The following is a 20,527-nucleotide window of genomic DNA, read 5'->3' as shown; positions in this document are numbered from 1 at the left end:
GTTTTATACTTGTGTAAGTATGGCTAGTTTGTATAACGGTTGAAAGGCGCAGTTGTTAAGCAGTATACTTTGAAACAACCTTCCTTTGCAGTGATAACAATCAAATGTACTTAATAATTGCTTCGCTCTGGCTTGTTAGCTGAAGTGCTTGTTTCTGCTGCAAGGCTGTACCTCGTGGCTCATCTTGAGGCAGGTTTCCAGCTTAACAGATCGGCAGTTAAAAACTCGCCTCATTTCCGCCACAAGTTGAAAACTTGCAGTATATATACCTGGTTTACCAACTGAATCCTCAAACCTCCGGCTTTGTGAATAAGAAAAAGATCTTCAATGACCCTGTTTATGGCTTTATCACGGCTCCGACAGAACTCATATTCGATATTATAGAGCACCCATACTTCCAGCGCCTGCGCCGCATTAAGCAACTGGGTCTCACGGAGATGGTATACCCAGGGGCGCTCCATACCCGCTTTCACCATGCGCTGGGCGCCATGCACCTGATGGATACGGCGCTGCAGACGCTTCGCAGTAAAAATAACGAAATAAATGATGCCGAGTATGAGGCGTCGCTCATCGCCATCCTGCTGCACGACGTGGGCCACGGCCCTTTCTCGCATGCGCTGGAGACGGCCATCTTCAAAAACGTGCACCACGAGCACCTCTCGCTGCACATCATGCACCTGCTGAACGAGCACTTCGGCGGAAGATTGGGCATGGCCATCGATATTTTCACCGATAACTACCCGCGCCGCTTCCTGCACCAGCTCGTTTCGAGCCAATTGGATGTGGACCGCCTCGATTACCTGAACCGTGACAGCTTCTATACGGGTGTTTACGAGGGCAAGATCGGGGCCGACCGTATTATTAAGATGCTGGACGTGGCCAACGACAAGCTGGTGGTGGAGGAAAAGGCCATCTATAGCATCGAGAATTTCCTGGTGAGCCGCCGCCTGATGTACTGGCAGGTATACCTGCACAAGACCGTGATCAGCGCCGAGAACATGGTGCTGCGCGTGGTGCAGCGTGCCCGGGAGCTCATGCAGCGCGGCGTGGACGTGCCGGCAAGCCCCTGCCTCCGCTTCTTCCTCTCCTCCGACCTGACCATGGACGACTTTAAGCGCGACAAAAGTATACTGAGCCGTTTCGTGTCCCTGGACGACCACGACATCTGGAGCGGGATAAAGGAATGGTCCCAGCACGCGGACTTTATACTTTCGTACCTGGCCCAGAGCATCCTGAGCCGCAAGCTTTTTAAAGTATACATCTCCGCCAAACCCATCGACCAAGACATGCTGCTGGGTATAAAAGAGCTGGTGCAGGACAAGTATAACCTAGCGGAAGAGGAGATAAAATACCTCATGATCTCGGGCAAGATCGGTAACAACGCCTATGACGTGGAAGGCCAGACCATCGATATGCTCACCAAGTCCGGGTATGTGGTGGACGTGGCCGAGGCCTCTGACCTGCCCAATATCCGCGCGCTGAGCTATAAAGTGGAGAAGCACTTTGTCTGCTACCCGAAGGAGGTGGCGTTGTTGTAATCTAGGCTTTGCCTTAAAACTTTTGCTGTTCCGTACATCCTAGTCCGGAGCCATTCTGCTGCGGACGTGCGTGTCTGCGTTAGCTATACTTTAAACTTGTGCTATAGTCTATACTTACCTGGGTCAGGATTTTAGGGATTTAAAAGAGGGCACCTACCCCGGGATGAGCAGAATTTTATACTTGGGTTATACTTTTATACTTCCAGTTTCTGGCGCAAGCGTCCGCTTGTGCCTTACTATGATGTCGAGTCTGTAACTCGGCTGGCTTGAAAAGCCATACTTGCTTTGGCTATGCCCGATGCTGGCGCAAGCGTCCGCTTGTGCCTCTCTTAGCCCCTGCTTCCTGCAACCTGACACAAGCTATACTTTCAAAACACCGCTGATTCTCTAGTTCCCACAAGCCTACCGTTGCATTTCCGGCTTTGGTGCTCTCAAGCCCGAGAGGGCTCGTCTTCCCGCATCGCGCTGTGTTCCCTCCTGCGCCAGGGCGCTGCTACTATCGTGGCACCGGATCTCACAAGGCGCTCAACGGAAAGACTGGGATCAGATTCAATAGCCGCGGCTTTCTGTCATCTCGACCATCGGGAGAGATCCCTTTAGGATTCCAGATAGATCTCTCGCCCTGCTCGAGATGACAATGAAGTATAACAAGTATTGAATGCCACTCTCTGAAAGTATTGAATGCCACTCTCTGAGGCGGGTTTATACTTGTAGGGACAAGTCGCGACCTGTCCGTGCGATAGCCTCAACTGTGAAACTTATACTTTGGAAGTAGCAGCTACAGATTCCCCTCCTTGGACTACCGAGAATGCGAGTTCGAAGGTAGCAAGCGTAGCTCTGAGGGGCAGGGGTGCTTGAACCTTGTACTCCATAACCCTCTCCTGCACAGGTAGAGCGGCTCTTTAGAAAAAGGGCAGGACGGGGCGCTTTCAAAGTATAAACTTAAAACAGAAGGAGGTGGCGGGATTTTTTGTTAAGTTTGCACCCCCAAAGCACTGGCGTTTTTGAGTTTTTGCTCTAATTTTACAACATGGAATTTACAGTACAACAGATAGCTGACCTGCTACAGGGCAAGGTAGAGGGAGATAGCTCTGTCAAGGTCAGCACCTTAGCCAAAATCGAGGAAGCCCAGGCAGGTGCCCTCGCTTTTCTTTCCAATCCGAAGTACGAGTCCTATTTATATAGTACCAGTGCCAGCGTCGTGATCGTGTCGGACACGCTGGAACTTAAGAAGGCCACCGGCGCCACCCTTATCCGCGTAGCAGATCCCTACTCCAGCTTCTCCACTTTGCTGCACTACTACCAGACGGCGCTACTGGCCTCTAAGGTTGGTGTGGAAGAGCCTTGTTTCATGGGCCAGGGCAGCCAGATCGGCGAAAACCATTACCGTGGCGCCTTCTCTTACATCGGCAGCAACTGCAAGATTGGCAGCAATGTGCGCATTTTCCCGCAGGCCTATATCGGGGATAACGTAACGATCGGCGATAACACGACCCTTTTTGCCGGCGTAAAGCTGTATGCCAACACCGTAGTGGGCAGCAACTGCACGATCCACTCCGGCGTCGTGATCGGTAGCGACGGCTTTGGCTGGGCACCGCAGCCGGACGGCACCTACAAAGCCGTTCCCCAAATCGGCAACGTTGTGCTGGAGGACGATATCTCCATCGGGGCCAACACCGCCATCGACTGCGCCACCATGGGCTCTACCATCATCCGCAAGGGCACCAAAATCGATAACCTGGTGCAGATCGCCCACAATGTAGAGGTCGGCACCGACACCGTGATCGCTTCCCAGACCGGCATATCCGGCTCCACAAAGATCGGGAACAACTGCGTTATCGCAGGCCAGGTAGGGGTGGTAGGCCATATCACCATCGCCAACAAAACCACCATAGGCGCCCAGTCCGGCGTCTCCAAATCGGTGAAAGAGGAAGGGCTGATCATCCAGGGCTCCCCGGCTTTTGACTATAAGCAGAACCTGCGCGCCATGACCGTGTTCCGCAAACTACCGGAGCTGCAGCGCGAGCTGGAAATGCTGAAGGAGAAAGTATAGCGGGAAACCATACTTTGCTGGAAAAGGCCGGTACAATGAGAAATCATGCACCGATACATTGCCTGAACCAGGATCTGCAGAATTAACAGGATAGGCGCTATACTTTTCAGCCACTCCTGTCCTGTTTATGAGCCTCTTGCAAGTATATTGTGTCAGTTTTTACGAACCTGTGCCGGCTATAAATTAGTATAGCCACCCTTCTCCCCCGCTTGCGGGCAGGTAAATTTGTTCTGCAGCCAGTTGCATCTTGTCAAACGTTTGTCCTGCGCCATACTTTCCGCTACTTTATCTACAAAAATTGGCAATACCCTATTTTATATCTTAAGTTTGCAGGGCCGAAGTGCTGCCTGGCAACAGGCTCATGGTGCAACAGCGGCGCAGCTGCTTACGCATCACTGGCAATAACACGACACAAATACGTGAATGAACGATAAACAGCACACCATTAAGGCTCCGGTAACTGTATCGGGCATTGGCTTGCACACCGGCGTGGTGTCGAACATGACGTTCCGCCCTGCCCCCATCAACCATGGCTATAAATTCCAGCGCATAGATTTGCCTGGCAAGCCGCTTGTGAACGTTGATGTGGACAATGTGGTGGACCTCTCCCGCGGAACCACCATCGAGCAGAACGGCGCCCGTGTGAACACCGTGGAGCACACCCTGGCAGCGCTTGTTGGCCTGCAGATAGACAACGTGCTTATTGAGTTGGACGGGCCGGAGCCCCCGATCATGGATGGTTCCTCCATAGAGTTCGTAAAAGCGCTGCACGAGGCGGGCTTCCAGGAGCAGAATGCGCTGCGCAACTTCTTCGAGATAACGCAGGGCCTTAGCTACAAGGACGATGCACGTGGCGTGGAGATCGCTGCCCTGCCGCTGGACGACTACCGCGTAACTGTGATGGTGGACTATAACTCGCCTGTACTGGGCAGCCAGCACGCCTCGATTACCGACCTGGACCAGTTCGAGAAAGAGATCGCCCCTTGCCGCACCTTCGTGTTCCTGCACGAGCTGGAGATGCTCTACAAGCAGAACCTGATTAAGGGCGGCGACCTGAACAACGCCATCGTGATCGTGGATCGTGTGGTGCAGGACGATGAGCTGACGCACCTCTCGGAGCTGCTGCAGAAAAAGAAGGTGGAGGTGAAGGAGGAAGGCATCCTGAACAACACCGAGCTGCGCTTCAAGAACGAGCCGGCCCGCCACAAGCTGCTGGACCTGCTCGGCGATCTGGCCCTGATCGGCCGCCCGATCAAGGGGCAGATCCTGGCGGCACGCCCCGGCCACGCCGCCAACATCGCCTTCGCCAAGAAGGTGAAGAAGATGATCCACGAGGCCACGATCAAGAACGTGCCTACCTACGATCCGAAGAGAAAGCCGGTGATGGATATCAACCAGATAGCCGCCACCCTGCCGCACCGCTACCCTTTCCTGCTGATCGATAAAATCATCCACCTAGACGAAACGATGGTTATGGGCGTTAAGAACATAACCATGAACGAGCCGTTCTTTCAGGGCCACTTCCCTGGCAACCCGGTGCTGCCGGGCGTGATCCAGATTGAGGCCATGGCACAAACTGGTGGGATTCTTGTTCTGAACTCCGTCGAGAATCCAGAGGATTACTGGACCTATTTCCTGGCGATAGATAAGTGCCGCTTTAAGCGCAAGGTCATTCCGGGCGATACGATAATATTTAGATGTGAACTGCTGGCTCCTATCAAGCGCGGCATTGCCAAAATGAGCGGTCAGGCCTTTGTAGGCGGGCAGCTGGTAATGGAAGCTGAAATGTCGGCAAGTATAGTAAAGAAAGACGCATGAACCAGCCATTAGCATACGTACACCCAGAAGCCAGGATCGCGCATAACGTTGTTATTGAGCCGTTTGTAACTATACATAAGAACGTGGAGATCGGCGAAGGCACCTGGATCGGCTCCAATGCCGTGATTATGGAAGGTGCCCGCATCGGCAAGAACTGCAAGATTTTCCCGGGTGCCGTGGTGTCCTCTATCCCACAGGACCTCAAGTTTGCCGGCGAGGTAACCACTACGCACATAGGCGATAACACCGTTTTGCGTGAGTACGTGACCGTTAGCCGCGGCACCATTGATAAGATGAAGACCGTTATCGGCAAAAATTGCCTGGTAATGGCCTACGCCCACGTTGCCCACGACTGTATGGTGGGGGATAACTGCATTGTAGGAAACTCGGTGCAGTTTGCCGGCCACGTAGAGGTGGGCGATTATGCTATCGTAAGCGCCGCTACCCTGGTGCACCAGTTCGCGAAGATAGGGGCCCACTCGTTTGTCTCCGGCGGTTCGTTGGTGCTTAAAGACGTGCCTCCGTTTGTTAAGGCCGCGCGCGAGCCCCTCTCCTATGCCGGCATCAACTCCATTGGCATGCGCCGCAGGGGCTATGTGAGCGAGCAGATCAACGACATACAGCACGTGTACCGCCTCCTGTTCATGAACGGCCTGAACAACAGCCAGGCCCTGGACAAGATCGAGGTGGAGCTCTCGCCGAGCAAGGAGCGCGACGAAATCATCAACTTTGTGCGTAACTCCGGCCGCGGCATCATTAAAGGCTACTTCGCAAAAGATGCAAGTTAACCTAACGGACTTAGGTAAACGCTACAACTACGAGTGGATTTTCCGGAAGCTGACGTATACGTTCGAGTCAGGAACCTCCTATGCCATACTGGGCCATAACGGGTCCGGCAAATCCACTCTCCTCACTATTATAGCCGGGCATAACCTGGCAAGCGAGGGGCAACTGACCTATACTTTGGGCGGCAAGAGTATTCCGCAAGACGAAGTATACCGTCAACTCACCCTCACTGCCCCCTACCTGGAACTGGTGGAAGAATTCACGCTCCTGGAGATGCTGGACTTCCACACCCGCTTCAAGCCGCTCCGCCACAGCCTCTCCAACGCGGCGCTCATCGACCGCATGGGCCTGCAGCGCTCCAAAAATAAGTTTGTGAAGGACTTCTCCTCAGGCATGAAGCAGCGCCTCAAATTGGGGTTGGCCATCTACTCCAACAGCTCCCTGCTCCTGCTCGATGAGCCCACCACCAACCTCGATCAGGAGGGCGTGGCCTGGTACCAGGAGCATGTGGCCCAGAACAAAGAGGGCCGCCTGATCATTGTCGGCTCCAACATACAGCACGAGTATAGCTTCTGCGATGAGCAGCTGCGCATTTCAGACTACCACGTAGTGCCGCGCAAGTAGTAATTGGTTGCTGGTGGTTCGTAGCTTGCTTCAACTCGTACTTCCCCCGGCTGGTGCAGATCTTTATGCTTGACTGAATCAGGATTTTCAGGATTTAAAAGGGGGCCTTACCCCCGGATGAGCAGGATTTATACTTGGGTTATACTTCAGCTATACTTCTATACTAGCCTTTCATGGTGCAAGTCTTCAGACTTGTATCCTGCCATGGCGTCGGGTTTGCAACCCGACTGGCTTAAAAAGCCATACTTATACTTTGGCTATACTTTTATACTTGCCGATTTATACTTTGCCATACTTCTACTGGCGCAAGCTGAAAGTCCCTTAGCATTTCGGGGCGTCCGCATGTGTCTTTTCCCCTTCCCTGGCGCAAGTCTTCAGACTTGTGTCTCGCAATGGTGTCAAGTCTCTGACTTGACTGGCTTGAAAAGCCATACTTGCTTTGGCTATACTTTCTTAGCCGCTGCCTCCTGTACCTGAACCAAGTTATGCTTTCTAGCGGCCGTTCATCCTCTAGTTCCCACAAGCCTACAGTTTCACATCATACTTTGGCTCCCTCATGGCCGGGAGGGCTCCCCGATATGCATCGGGGTAAACTCTCTCGGGCATCGCGCTGTGTTCCCTTCTGCGCCAGAGCGCTGCCGCTTGCGCGGCACCGGATCTCACAAGGCGCTCTTTGTCGAGGGCCCCTACCCCCACCCAAGGACTGGTATCAGTTCGATAGCACCCGTTGCAGCGATGCTCTAAGTATAAGTATAAATGTTTTATACTTATACTTAGAGCCTTTGTCAAACAGGCTCGCTTCGAAACAACATTATCAAACTGTTTAAACCCAAGGCTGTAAAATAACTGGCCTTACGTATATTTAAGCTATACTTGATGCCTCAGCCATACTTCATCTTACTGCCGCCCATGCAAGCTGCAAAACCATGCGCCTCTGATTGCAGTAACGAACAACAATCAACCCTTAACAAATAACCCGCAGCCGCTAACTAAAAAACTACCATTTTACACCGAAGCTGCCTAAATTTGCAAGCACACAAACCGAATACGATGGGACGCGCATTTGAATTCAGAAAAGCCCGTAAGTTTAAACGCTGGGATAAAATGTCGAAGGCCTTTACGCGCCTTGGCAAAGAGATAGTGATGGCCGTGAAGGAAAGCGGCCCCAACCCCGATACCAACTCCCGCCTCCGGACGGCCATCCAGAACGCCAAGGGAGTGAACATGCCCAAAGACCGCATTGAGGCGGCCATCAAGCGTGCTTCCTCTAAAGAGGAGAAGGATTACGAGGAAATAGTGTACGAGGGCTATGCGCCCCATGGCATTGCCGTGGTGGTGGAGTGCGCCACCGATAACCTGAACCGGACCGTAGCCAACGTGCGCATGCACTTCTCGAAAGGCGGCGGCTCGCTGGGCAAAACCGGTTCCCTGGACTTCATGTTCGACCGCAAGGGTATTTTCAAGATCTCTTCGGAGGGGGCTGACCTGGAGGAACTGGAGCTGGAACTGATCGACTTTGGCGCCGATGACATTTACGAGCACGAAGGCGAGATCATCATCGAGACGCCTTTCACCGAGTTTGGCAACATGCAGCGGGGCCTGGAAGAGAAAGGGCTGAACGTAATTAGTGCCGAAGTGCAGCGCATCCCGACCACCCGCACCGAGCTGACCGAGGAGCAGGAGGAAGAGGTGCTGAGCCTGATCGAGCGCTTTGAGGAAGATGACGATGTGCAGGCGGTGTACCACAACATGGCCTAATACCGAAAAGAATTTAGCTGTAAAATGGCTGCCCCGGGTATACTGGGGCAGCCATTTTTGTTTGAAATCACGTAACCACACCTAGCTAACACAAAACGAACCCACATGCTGCTATACTTTCTCTTTGCTATTGGCTTTGTATTGTTAATTAAAGGTGCCGATGTGCTGGTGGAGGGCGCCTCCTCTATCGCCAAGCGCTACGGCCTGCCTGATATGGTGGTGGGCCTGACGATCGTGTCCTTTGGCACCTCGCTGCCGGAGCTGATCGTGAACGTGCTGGCAAGCTTGCAGGGGCAGCCGGAACTGGCCATCGGCAACGTGTTTGGCAGCAACGTGGCTAACCTGTTGCTCATACTTGGGGTAACGGCGCTCATCTGCCCCCTTCCCATCAAGCGCAACACCATCCTCACGGAAATCCCCTTCTCCCTGATCGCCACGCTGCTGGTGGGCTTCCTGGCCAACGCCACCCTGCTCAACAGCCGCTACGAGCTCTACATCAGTCGCCTGGACGGGGCAGTTCTGCTTGGCTTTTTCGGGATGTTTATGGTCTACATCTACAACGTTGCCAAAACCAATAAAGACGAGGTGCTGCCCGAGGATGACAGCCCCATCATGTCGATGGGAAAATCCATACTTTTCATACTTCTGGGGATGGTGGGCCTGTTTCTGGGGGGCAAGTGGGTGGTGGACGGCGCCGTGCACATTGCACAGTCGTTCGGCCTGAGCGAATCGTTCATCGGCCTGACGGTGGTGGCCATCGGCACCTCGCTGCCGGAGCTGGTTACTTCGGCCATGGCCGCCTATCGCCGCAACATCGATATCGCGGTGGGCAACGTGGTGGGCTCCAACATCTTTAACCTGCTCTGGATCCTGGGCGTGAGTGCCCTCATCAGCCCCCTGCCTTTTAACGTGATGAATAACTCCGACATCGTGATGATGATCCTGGCCAGCGCCATGCTCATACTTGCCCTGCCCATCGGCAAACGCAACGCCATCGACCGCTGGAACGGCATTGTTTTCCTGCTCACCTACTTCGCCTATCTCGGCTATCTGATCATGCGGGAGTGAAGGGAGTTAAAGAGTTGTGGAGTTAGAGAGTTGGGGAGTTAGAAGGTACACAACTCAGTTCCATGGTTTGTCTTAGGGGAGGGTGCGTTACCAAATAGTGTGTCGCCACGCAGCACAACAAGTATAAATGTATAGGTTCAGGCCTAACAAGTAAAATATAAACCTCAGCGGCCGTGGAGTAACACACCCGCCAAAGGCGAGCGCGGGCGAGTGATGCTTAAAATCGATTGAATGAAAGGTATAAAGGGTGCTCGGCACGTTTCCCGTTCCGGAATCAGGCAAGACAAGACCTGTGGCTCTTAAGGCTCCTGTACTTATACTTCCTCACTCACTCCCAAACTCTCTAACTCCCCAACTCCCAAACTCCTAGTAGTTCCACGGGTACAGGTCCGGCTCTTTGGCGCCGCGGCTCTTCATCCGGATGGGGTGCACCGCCTCGGTTTCCTCAAAGTATAAAAAGGCATCGTAGCGCTCTGGGATGATGGTGGGCACGTAATTGCCGAACATCTCATACTTCGGGTCATACACCACCCCGATGGCGCGGTGGCCGATATAGTCCTGCACCTCCGGCACCTGCTTCAGGTCTTTGGAAAGTATGATCTTGTCGTCGGTGCTGACCTTATGGAGGAACTCCTCCCAGCTGCCGCTGGCGGCGGGCGGTACGTCCATTTTCTGCATGGGCGCTCCCCAGGCCTTACCCGCTATTACGGTGCCCTGGTAGGTGCCAAAGCCCACCAGCCGCACGTTGGCGCGGCCATACTTCTCGCGGGCCAGCTGGCCGATGTTGTGCATGCCGTTGTCGGCCATGTCAGTGTAGCGGGCGTCGCCGATGTGCGTGTTGTGCTCCCAGACAATAGCTTTGGAGCCGGGGCCGTGGAACTCCAGCAGGCGGTCCAGGGTCTCCATCATATGGCTGTCGCGCACGTTCCAGGAGCTGGCGCTGCCACCAATCATGGCCCGGTAGTACTTCTCGGCGTTTGCGGCCACCAGGGCGTTCTGCCGGGTGTTGAAATCCTGCTCGGGGTCGTTGCCGAAGCTGCGCTGCTGCTGTACCTTCTGCAGCATCTCGATTACCTCGCGCTCGCAGTCGGTGGGCACGAAGGCGGTGGCGCGGGCATAGTTCTGGGGGTCGCGGTTAAAGGGCTCGAAGCAGTTGATGGCCAGGCGCGCGGCCTCGGCGGCCTGCCCGTCATTCCGCTCCAGGTAGTGCACGATCTGCTCCAGGCTCTCCCACAGGCTGTACACGTCCAGCCCGTAAAAACCGGCTTTCTCGCCCTGCAGGCGCTGATTGTTGTGCTCCCGCAGCCACTCCACCAGCGCCGCCACCTCCCAGTTGGCCCACATCCAGGTGGGCCAGCGGCGGTATACTTCCAGCACCTCGGCAATCTTGCCGCCGGCGTTGGGGTAGCCCTTCACCAGGCGGTTCACAGCATAGCACTCGGGCCAGTCTCCTTCCACAGCAATAAAGTGGAAGCCCTTCTCCTGTATCAGCCGCCGAGAGATGGCCGTGCGCCAGGTATAGTATTCGGAGGTGCCGTGCGAGGCCTCCCCCAGCATCACCACGCGGGCATCGCCAATCTCCTGCAGTAAAACATCCAGGTCTTTCTCCTTTGTGAGTGCCGTGTAATGAAAAGGTTTCTGTCCCATAGCCGTGGTGAATAGTATGCGTGCGCGTCATCGAATTGTGCTGTATTGTACTTTCCTTGAGCGGTTTATGTTCCACAAAATAAAACACCCGCTCTACTTCTGCAGTAAAGCGGGTGCAACCTATAAGTATAAGTATAAGTATGCTGCCTGATCAGGATTGGTTCTGCTGGGAGAACACCCTGCGCAGCAGCTCCGTGGTACGGGCAAGCGGGTTCTCGCGTATCTTCAGCTCCTCCTCCGCCACAAGCGTGAACAGGCCGTCGATGGCTTTCTGGGTAGCGTAGTCGTCCAGGTCGGGGTTAACTTTTTGCACCAGCGGGATCTTGTTGTACTGGTTCACCAGGTCGGCGTAGTAGCGGGTGGCGTTCGTCTTCTCCAGCGATCTGACCATCACCGGGTTGAAAGCATCATACAGCTGCTGCGAGGTGGTGCGCTTGAGGTAGTTGGTGGCGGCGTCCTTGTCGCCCCGAAGTATGCCCCAGGCATCCTGTATGGTCATCTGTTTGATGGCGCTCACGAAGATCGGCACGGCACTCTTGGCGGCGTCCTCGGCGCCACGGTTCAGGGTCAGGATGAACTTATCCACCTCGTTGCCCAAACCCACCTGGCGCAGGGTATTCTCCACGCGCTGCACATCCTTCGGGAAAGGGATACGGATAAGGGAGTTGCCGTAAAAGCCGTCGGTCTGGGAGGCCCTGCCCGCGCCGTTGCCGATGCCCACCTCCAGCGCCTGCTTCAGGCCGGCAGCTACCTCGGTTTGGGTGAGCGGGGCGTTCGCGGTGCCGGCCAGCACGCCGTCCACGGTGCGCTGCAGGTCGGTTACGGTGCAGGCGGAGGCGCCGAGCGCCACGGCTATCGCAGAAGTATAAATCAGTTTCTTCATAAAAGGGTAGGTATAGGTTCTGTTTGATTTAAAAGTATAAAACCCGGGCCTGTAAAGTATGGCTCCGGCAATTTGTGTGATCTGCCACAACATCTTTACCTTTATCAGGTTTAAGAGAGCTAAACATAAATCAGACCACAACGATAGATGAAAGCAGTTACTGCGGAGATAATCACCATCGGAGACGAGATCCTGTACGGCCAGATCGTGGACACCAACTCCGCCTGGATGGGCACCGAGCTCACCAAAATCGGGGTAAAGGTAAAGCAAATTACGTCCATATCCGATAACGCCGTCCACATTGCGCAGGCCCTGGACGAGGCTAAAACCCGCGCCGACATCATCCTGATCACCGGCGGCCTGGGCCCCACCAAGGACGATTTGACCAAGCACGTGCTGGCCGACTACTTCCATACTTCCCTGAAGCTGCACGAGCCCTCGCTGGCCGACATCGCGGCCATCTTCAGGGTGCGGGGCATCGAGCTGACGGAGCTGAACCGCCAGCAGGCTTTTCTGCCGGAGAGCTGCATGCCGGTGCGCAACGCGCTGGGAACGGCGCCGGGCATGTGGTTTGAGCAGGACGGGAAGGTGTTTGTGTCGATGCCGGGGGTGCCCTTCGAGATGAAGCGCATGATGACCGACCTTGTGCTGCCGCAGCTCAAAGCCTACTTCAAAACCCCGCACATCATCCACAGGGTGATACAAACCGTGGGCCTGCCGGAGTCTATACTTGCCGAGCGCTTGGAGGCCTGGGAAACCAGCCTGCCCGAACACCTGAAGCTGGCCTACCTGCCGCACCTGGGCGGCGTGAGACTCCGCCTGACGGGCCAAAGTATGGACGAGGCCGCGCTGGAGCAGGAACTGCAGCAGGAGGTGGACAAGCTACCGGACCTCATCGGCAAGTATATTTTTGCCTACGGCGAGGTGCCGCTGGAGGAGGCCATCGGGCGGTTACTGAAAGAGCGCGGCCTGACGGTGGCCACTGCCGAAAGCTGCACCGGCGGCTTTCTGGCCCACAAATTCACCAGCATAGCAGGCAGCTCGGCCTATTTTACCGGTGGCTTGGTGGCCTACCATAACGAGGTAAAAATACGGGAGCTAAGTATACATCCCGAAACCCTGCAGCAGCAAGGCGCCGTAAGCGAGGCTACCGTGCGCGCCATGGCCGAGAACGTGCGCCAGAAGTTCGGCACCGACATTGGCCTGGCCACCAGCGGCATTGCCGGCCCCGATGGCGGCACGCCCGACAAGCCCGTGGGCACGATCTGGATCGCCTACGCCGACAAGTATAAAACCGAGGCCAAGCTGCTCAATTACAATAAGAACAGGCTGCTCAATATAGAGTACACCACCATGGCCGTGCTGAACCTGCTGCGCCAAAGTTTGGAGCCAACGGTTGAGGAATAGCTCAAAATAATTAACTTTGTTCCAACTTTTCACACAGCAGGCCTGAAAAGGGGTTAGTACTCACTCGCTTTTGAGAGCCCTGCATCTTTTCCTGAATTAAAAACGATCAACGTATAACGACACATATGGCACTTGTAGAAATGATTATGCCCAAGATGGGCGAGAGTATCATGGAAGGTACCGTTCTGAAATGGCTCAAAAGCGTGGGTGACCCCATTGAGCAGGACGAATCGGTGCTGGAGGTAGCTACAGATAAAGTGGACACGGAGGTGCCTGCCCTGCAAGGCGGTATCCTGAAGGAGATTCTGGTACAGGAGGGTGAGGTGGTGGCCGTTGGCGCTCCGATCGCCATTATCGCTACCGACGGTGAGGACACCGGCGCTCCTGCTGCCCCTGCCGCTACCGAGGCTCCCGCCACTTCCGCGGCTGCCCCTGAGGCCGCATCTCAGCAAGCTGCCGCTGCCTCCGCCCCTGCCGGCGCTGTAGCCAAACTCGACCAGCCCGCCACTGGCCGCTTCTACTCGCCGCTGGTGCTCAACATTGCCCGCGAGGAAGGCATTTCGATGCAGGAACTGGAGTATATTCCGGGTACCGGCAAAGAAGGTCGCGTGTCTAAGAAAGATATTCTGGAGTATGTAGAAAGCCGTAAAAACGCCCCTGCCGCCGCTCCGCAGGCACAGGCTCCGGCTGCTCCACAACCACAGGCCGCCCCTGCCCCTGCCGCTCAGCCACAGGCAGCCGCCCCTCAGGTGAAACCGGCCGCCTCCTACGGTGGCAACACAGAGCTGATCGAGATGGACCGCATGCGCAAAATGATCGCCGACCGCATGGTGGACAGCAAGCGCATCTCTCCGCACGTTACCTCGTTTGTGGAGGCCGACGTGACCAACCTCGTGAACTGGCGAAACAAGTGGAAGAACGAGTACAAGAAGCGCGAGGGCGAGAATCTGACCTTCACGCCGATCTTCATCCAGGCCATTGCCAAAGCCATCCAGGACTTCCCGATGATCAACGTGTCAGTAGACGGTGGCACCATCATCCGCCACAAGGACATCAACATCGGTATGGCCGTGGCCCTGCCAAGCGGTAACCTGATCGTGCCCAACATCAAGAACGCCGACCAGCTGAACCTGAACGGGCTGACCAAGAAGGTGAACGACCTGGCCAACCGTGGCCGCATCAACAAACTGACGCCGGACGACCTGGCGGGCGGCACCTACACCGTGTCTAACGTGGGCTCCTTCGGCAACGTGATGGGCACGCCGATCATCATGCAGCCGCAGGTGGCCATCATGGCCGTGGGCGCTATCAAGAAAAAGCCGGCTGTGATCGAGACGCCGGAGGGTGATTTAATCGGTATCCGCCACTTCATGTTCCTGTCGCACTCCTACGACCACCGCGTGGTGGACGGCTCGCTGGGCGGCATGTTCGTGCGCCGTGTGGCCGATTACCTGGAGCAGTTCGACGTGAACCAGGCGATCTAACCCTACCGCACTTTTGTAAAAGTATAGAGCCTGCTTCGTAACCGGAGCAGGCTTTCTTTTTAAATTCTTCAGAAAAAACGGCACTTTTTGCGGTGGCCAAAGTATAAATTAGCAAATTGGTATATTATTACGCATTGTCCTGACCTTACACGAGTCATAAACTATGAGAAGCATATTACCCTGGATACTGGCCGCCATTTTCCTGTTTCTGGCGCTATACTTTTACTGGCAGAAAAACGAGGCCGAGAGCCGCCTGCATATTGCCGATACCCAGGTGGCTGAGATTGACCAGGAACTGGAGGAGCAAACCGAGGCCGTGGACTCGCTGGAGGAAATGGTGCTGCCGCCCGATACCATGAACCTGGTGCCGCCGGGCGGCGCCGCGTTTGTGGACGAGCTGGGCTCCCTGAGCCAAAGCGACATCCAGCGCCTGAAGCGCAAGGGCCTGAAGAACCCGGAAACCGACCTGATGAACGACCTGAACCGCAAGCAAGAGGAACTCCTGTCCACTAAGGGCGTGCTGGGCGGCACCATGGCCATCCGCGACACCCGCATCCTGAACGATCGCTACGCCATGGCCTACTACGAGGACGGCCACATTGGCGGCTACATGCTGCTGAAGTATGAGGTAAAGGACGGCAGGATCAGTTGGACCGTTATCGATGACTACCGGCTGTAAAGTATGAACTAAAGTATGAAACGAAGCTTCACCCTGCTTTTTCTGCTCCTCTGCCTGGTAGCAAAGGCACAAACCACCTCCCCTGAAAACCGCATCGTGAAAGTAGCCGACACCGAAGACACCGACCCGGCCTTCCGCAACTATAGCAAGGGCATGCTCAACGAGATGGCGGTGGCAGGCTACGGCGCCGCAAACCTGCTGGAGTTCCCGCAGACCATCCCTGTGTCGGCAGTGGTGAAGGTGGTGTTTGAGCTAAAGTAATTTCCTAGCACAAGATTTGTGTGGAAGAAGTATAACGTATAAAACCCAGCTACACGATGACGACATTACTCCTAAGTATACTCTTGCCCCTCTCCTTTATACTTTCAGACACTTCTATAGTTTCAGACACTTCGCAACTGCGCCTGCAGCAGGACCTGCAGAAAGACCTCAACCGCCTGCAGCAGGCTAGCAGCTACTTCATCAGCGACAACAGCAACCTGAGCCCCACCGTGGAGACCGTGGCACAGGACCTGCAGCTGTTCGCGCTGGTGGCTAACCTCGATCTAAGCCAGGCCACCTATGTGCAGCAACAGCAGGGCCCCCACCAGGTGCACCGCTGGATGTTTGACGCAGGCGAGATCCGCAGCATCGTGCAGATACAAAGCAATATTGCCCTGGACACCGTGGTTACGCAGCGCTACCTCGAGAACCGTCCCCCCACCCAGCACCGCATCCAGAACAGCTTCAGTTTCCGCACGTACCTCATTTCCACAGTCTCAGAGCCGGACAAGCTATACTACCTGACAGAGGAGCAGCAGGGCCTGCTGGCTTACCGAATGGGCGAAAAGCAGGTAGAGATAACCTATGCCGCTGCCAAAGAAGGCCTCAGCGACATCCTGCCAGCGTATAAGGCGGAAGTGCAGCAGTTGAGCGCCGGGTTCCGGCAATAGCCACATCCTCCCCTCCCCCAAACTGCCTTTTAAGGAACCCATTTTGAAAACAGTATGGCTTCAGCTCCCGCGCACGAGTGCCTTCTGTTAGGCCGGCCCTGGCAGCGCCTTTCGGTTTATACTTGCTTTTACAACTCGAAGCACATCCTGTAAGTAAAGTATACTTCAGTAATTATGTCGCAGTGGCGGCAGGTTTGCTCCGGCAGTCCAGCCAACAAGTATGGACGGGTGGCCGTTTGCTGACAGATTGACATAAAAAATGGGTTATCTCCCTGTTGGCACATACCTTGTTAAAACAGAAGTAACCTTAAAGGAAAATTGAATCAGCAACTATAAATAAAACTATAGAATGGGAAAAATAATAGGCATTGACTTAGGTACTACAAACTCTTGCGTTGCCGTAATGGAGGGTAACGAGCCGGTTGTGATACCTAACAGCGAAGGACGCCGCACGACTCCGTCTATCGTAGCATTTTTGGATAACGGGAACGGCGAGCGTAAAGTGGGGGACCCGGCCAAGCGCCAGGCCATCACCAACCCTAAAAACACGATCGCCTCTATCAAGCGCTTCATGGGCCACAGCTACAACGAGGTGAGCGAAGAGGCAAAGCAGGTTTCCTATGAAATCGTACAGGGCAGCAACAACACCCTGCGCGTGAAGATCGGCGACAGAGAGTACACGCCGCAGGAAATCTCCGCCATGGTGCTTCAGAAGATGAAGGCCACTGCAGAAGAATACCTGGGCACAACGATTACAGAGGCCGTAATTACGGTACCGGCATACTTCAACGACGCACAGCGCCAGGCCACCAAAGAGGCCGGTCAGATTGCAGGCCTAGAGGTGAAGCGTATCATCAACGAGCCTACGGCAGCCGCGCTTGCCTACGGTCTGGACAAGAAGAGCATCGACCAGAAGATCGCTGTGTTCGACCTGGGCGGCGGTACGTTCGATATCTCCATCCTGGAACTGGGTGATGGTGTGTTCGAGGTACTTTCCACCAACGGCGACACGCACCTGGGCGGCGACGACTTTGACCAGAAAATTATCAACTGGCTGGCCGATGAGTTCAAAAACGACGAAGGCCTGGACCTGCGCAAAGATCCAATGGCCCTGCAGCGCCTGAAGGAGGCTGCCGAGAAAGCTAAGATTGAACTCTCCTCATCTCAGGAAACAGAGATCAACCTGCCTTACATTATGCCGGTAGACGGCGTGCCGAAACACCTGGTGCGCAAACTGACCCGCGCCAAGTTCGAGCAGCTGACAGACGATCTGATCCGCCGCTCCATGGAGCCTTGCAAGAAGGCCCTTCAGGACGCCGGCCTGTCTACTTCAGACATTGACGAGGTTATCCTGGTGGGTGGCTCTACCCGCATACCTAGAGTTCAGGAAGAAGTAGAGAAGTTCTTCGGCAAGAAGCCTTCCAAAGGCGTGAACCCGGATGAGGTGGTGGCCATTGGTGCTGCTATCCAGGGTGGCGTACTGACAGGGGAAGTGAAAGACGTGCTCCTGCTGGACGTAACGCCGCTTTCACTGGGCATCGAGACCATGGGCGGCGTGATGACCAAGCTGATCGAGTCGAACACGACCATTCCTACCAAGAAGTCAGAGACGTTCTCTACCGCTTCGGATAACCAGCCATCCGTGGAGATCCATGTGCTGCAGGGCGAGCGCCCCATGGCCAAGGACAACCGCACGATCGGCCGCTTCCACCTGTCCGACATTCCGCCGGCACCGCGCGGTGTACCGCAGATCGAAGTTACTTTTGACATCGACGCCAACGGTATCCTGCACGTAACGGCCCGTGATAAGGCAACAGGCAAGGAGCAGAAGATCCGCATCGAGGCCTCTTCCGGTCTGAGCGAGCAGGAAATCGAGAAGATGCGCAAGGAGGCCGAAGCCAACGCCGAGGCTGACAAGAAGGCCAAGGAAGAGATCGAGAAGCTGAACACAGCCGACTCCATGATCTTCCAGACCGAGAAGCAGCTGAAGGAGTATGGCGATAAACTGTCCGCAGGCAACAAGTCGAACATCGAGAACGCACTGGGCGAGCTGAGAACCGCCCACGGAGCCAAAGACATCGCCGGCATAGACAAAGCCCTCGAGAACCTGAACAACGCGTGGAGCGCGGCCTCTCAGGAGATGTACGCGGCCACACAAGGCCAGGGAGCACCGGGCGCTGAGGCAGGCAATGGTCAGCCTGGCGGTCCGCAGGGTGCAGCCAATGACGGCGGCGTAACCGACGTGGACTACGAAGAAGTAGACGGCAACACCAACAAATAAGCATCTAAAACTCAAACTATAGTGAAACACCCCAGCCGGAATCCGGCTGGGGTGTTTTTGTTTCCGGGCCTCAACATGCTGCTTTTATATATAGGAGAAATATGAAAGTTTTACTGGAATGGCGTACTTGCATGTTTCAAGACCTTTCGACTTCCATACTTCCATGAAACAACTTTACATCACCCTCACCTTCCTGTTTATTTGCAGCCTGTCCTTCGCCCAGAAAAGCTTTCAGCCCGGCTATATTGTGCAGCACGGGGATACAGTTCGCGGCCTGGTGGACTACCGGGGCGCCATGCGCAGTTCCGTGGTCACCACTTTCAAGCAACAGGAAAGCGCCGCTGAGCAAACCTTCACACCCCACGACATTACGGCCTACGGATTTGATAGCGGACAGAAACACTTTGAGGCATTTGACATTCCTGTGACAGCAGGAGCGGATACGACCAAGGAGCGGGTGTTCCTGGATGTGCTGGTGAAGGGCCGTGCAAGTGTGTACTATTACCGCGATTCGTTTCACAAGGACCGCTACTTCCTTAAAAAGGAGGCCCAGCCACTGATAGAACTGATTTACGAGGAGATCAAGCTGAAGGACCTGAACTCGGGGAAGCTGTATAAAGCGGAGAAACGGGACTATACCAACACGATTGCCGTAGCCTTTGCCGACTGCGAGAAGATAAGAGCCAGCAGGTACAAAGACCTGATGTTCACGGCTAGTGCCCTGGCAGACATAACAGAGGCATACAACCAATGCGTGGGCGACGGAGCTCCTACCCAAAAAGCCGGCAGAAAGAAATCTAAACTTACCTTTGCCCCTGCCCTGACCTACACCTCCAGCACCTTTACGCTGAAAGGCGATGAGCACCCGGTTAGCCAGGGAAAGTATAAAAATGAGTCCGTAGGCCTGGGGGGCGGTATCACTGCCAATGTCACCATTCCACGGCTAAACGAGAAACTATCCCTTCAGGCCGATCTCTTATACATGCCCTTCAGGCAGACAGCCTCCTTCAACCACAGAAACAACCTTGGCTTCAACTATGCCTACGACGTTGTTTTTGATGTGGATTACCTCAAAGTGCCGGTCCAGCTTATGTATACGTACCCGAATGGCAGAATCAGGCCATACGTTAGCGCGGGGCTTGTGAACAACATGGCGGTGCAGGTAACACAGCAGGCCACCCGAACAGACTACTATGACCCGGACGAACCCAGAGTGCGGGAGCAGGAAGCTTTCGGGGAGGGCGGCTTCAGGAAGCGCACGCTGGGCATAACGGCAGGCGCAGGCATGTCCATCCCGTTCGGAGGAAAGGCCTTGTTATTGAGCGTGAGATATGAGGCGAATGAAAACTCCTCTGCTATCCACTCTGTTTCCGCCAAGGCCCGGCATGTATACGTTATGCTGGGCTATCGGCTCTAGGAAGTCATGCCTCTAAAGTGGCGGCCCCTGCAGTTCAATCGCTGCAGGGGCTTTCTTTTTATAATCTCTTGGGCAACCATACCATGAATTCCACAGAATCTAGGATTAAAGTATACTTTTGGCATTGTTCGCAGGAGCACCTCCCTCTAAAA

16 protein-coding genes are annotated in these 20,527 nt (G+C 54.9%); 14 read left to right on the top strand and 2 right to left on the bottom strand.

The genetic code is table 11. The features are described 5' to 3' along the window. The first annotated feature begins 305 nt into the window (after nt 1-305). The 7 genes from A3841_RS08835 to A3841_RS08805 all read left to right on the top strand — a co-directional run bounded on the left by A3841_RS08835 (nt 306) and on the right by A3841_RS08805 (nt 9,645). The gene (locus A3841_RS08835; protein WP_073852622.1) at nt 306-1,538 is read left to right on the top strand and encodes an HD domain-containing protein; all 1,233 of its coding nucleotides are present in this window, start codon (nt 306-308) and stop codon (nt 1,536-1,538) included. A gap of 1,030 nt (nt 1,539-2,568) precedes the next feature. Next, on the top strand, nt 2,569-3,591 hold the full coding sequence (gene lpxD / locus A3841_RS08830; RefSeq protein ID WP_073851971.1) for a UDP-3-O-(3-hydroxymyristoyl)glucosamine N-acyltransferase: 1,023 nt from the start codon (nt 2,569-2,571) through the stop codon (nt 3,589-3,591). A gap of 423 nt (nt 3,592-4,014) precedes the next feature. After that, a complete protein-coding gene (locus A3841_RS08825; RefSeq protein WP_073851970.1) occupies nt 4,015-5,409 on the top strand; it encodes a bifunctional UDP-3-O-[3-hydroxymyristoyl] N-acetylglucosamine deacetylase/3-hydroxyacyl-ACP dehydratase in 1,395 nt (464 codons plus the stop codon). Next, nucleotides 5,406-6,197, top strand: coding sequence for an acyl-ACP--UDP-N-acetylglucosamine O-acyltransferase (gene lpxA, locus A3841_RS08820; protein WP_073851969.1), 792 nt, complete (start codon nt 5,406-5,408; stop codon nt 6,195-6,197). Before A3841_RS08825 ends, lpxA begins: the two co-directional genes overlap by 4 nt. Further along, nucleotides 6,187-6,819: an ABC transporter ATP-binding protein gene (locus A3841_RS08815; RefSeq protein ID WP_073851968.1), complete on the top strand. Its 633-nt coding sequence runs from the start codon at nt 6,187-6,189 to the stop codon at nt 6,817-6,819. The genes lpxA and A3841_RS08815 overlap by 11 nt, the downstream gene beginning before the upstream one ends. A 1,050-nt stretch (nt 6,820-7,869) precedes the next feature. After that, nucleotides 7,870-8,577, top strand: coding sequence for a YebC/PmpR family DNA-binding transcriptional regulator (locus A3841_RS08810; RefSeq protein ID WP_073852621.1), 708 nt, complete (start codon nt 7,870-7,872; stop codon nt 8,575-8,577). A gap of 105 nt (nt 8,578-8,682) precedes the next feature. Continuing rightward, complete coding sequence (locus A3841_RS08805) at nt 8,683-9,645, top strand: calcium/sodium antiporter (RefSeq protein ID WP_073851967.1); 963 nt, start codon at nt 8,683-8,685, stop codon at nt 9,643-9,645. Nucleotides 9,646-10,011: 366 nt separating this feature from the next. On the opposite strand, the gene A3841_RS08800 is transcribed toward A3841_RS08805, so the two are convergent. Together A3841_RS08800 and A3841_RS08795 are read right to left on the bottom strand one after the other, a co-directional pair. Further along, a complete protein-coding gene (locus A3841_RS08800; protein ID WP_073851966.1) occupies nt 10,012-11,292 on the bottom strand; it encodes an erythromycin esterase family protein in 1,281 nt (426 codons plus the stop codon). 151 nt (nt 11,293-11,443) lie between these two features. Further along, entirely contained in the window at nt 11,444-12,175 is a 732-nt protein-coding gene (locus tag A3841_RS08795; protein WP_073852620.1) for a DUF4197 domain-containing protein, read from the bottom strand. Between the two features lie 147 nt (nt 12,176-12,322). On the opposite strand from A3841_RS08795, the gene A3841_RS08790 reads away from it, so the two are divergent. The 7 genes from A3841_RS08790 (at nt 12,323) to A3841_RS08760 (ending at nt 20,375) form a co-directional block, all read left to right on the top strand. Continuing rightward, the gene (locus tag A3841_RS08790) at nt 12,323-13,582 is read left to right on the top strand and encodes a competence/damage-inducible protein A (protein ID WP_073851965.1); all 1,260 of its coding nucleotides are present in this window, start codon (nt 12,323-12,325) and stop codon (nt 13,580-13,582) included. A 125-nt stretch (nt 13,583-13,707) separates the two neighbouring features. Continuing rightward, complete coding sequence (locus A3841_RS08785) at nt 13,708-15,066, top strand: dihydrolipoamide acetyltransferase family protein (protein WP_073851964.1); 1,359 nt, start codon at nt 13,708-13,710, stop codon at nt 15,064-15,066. 163 nt (nt 15,067-15,229) lie between these two features. Continuing rightward, the gene (locus A3841_RS08780; RefSeq protein WP_073851963.1) at nt 15,230-15,745 is read left to right on the top strand and encodes a hypothetical protein; all 516 of its coding nucleotides are present in this window, start codon (nt 15,230-15,232) and stop codon (nt 15,743-15,745) included. A gap of 15 nt (nt 15,746-15,760) precedes the next feature. Continuing rightward, nucleotides 15,761-16,006, top strand: a complete 246-nt coding sequence (locus tag A3841_RS08775) for a hypothetical protein (protein WP_073851962.1) — start codon at nt 15,761-15,763, stop codon at nt 16,004-16,006. Nucleotides 16,007-16,062: 56 nt separating this feature from the next. Continuing rightward, nucleotides 16,063-16,677 (top strand): hypothetical protein, encoded by a 615-nt coding sequence (locus A3841_RS08770; RefSeq protein ID WP_073851961.1) that lies wholly within the window; start codon nt 16,063-16,065, stop codon nt 16,675-16,677. 349 nt (nt 16,678-17,026) lie between these two features. Next, nucleotides 17,027-18,958 carry a molecular chaperone DnaK gene (gene dnaK / locus A3841_RS08765; RefSeq protein ID WP_073851960.1) on the top strand — a complete coding sequence of 644 codons (1,932 nt, stop codon included), beginning with the start codon at nt 17,027-17,029 and terminating at the stop codon, nt 18,956-18,958. Between the two features lie 163 nt (nt 18,959-19,121). Then, complete coding sequence (locus A3841_RS08760; RefSeq protein WP_073851959.1) at nt 19,122-20,375, top strand: outer membrane beta-barrel protein; 1,254 nt, start codon at nt 19,122-19,124, stop codon at nt 20,373-20,375. The last annotated feature ends 152 nt before the right edge of the window (nt 20,376-20,527 follow it).

Source organism: Pontibacter flavimaris, from assembly GCF_001907195.1.
Classification (GTDB): Bacteria; Bacteroidota; Bacteroidia; order Cytophagales; family Hymenobacteraceae; genus Pontibacter; species Pontibacter flavimaris.
This window is presented reverse-complemented; position numbering and strand designations above follow the sequence as displayed.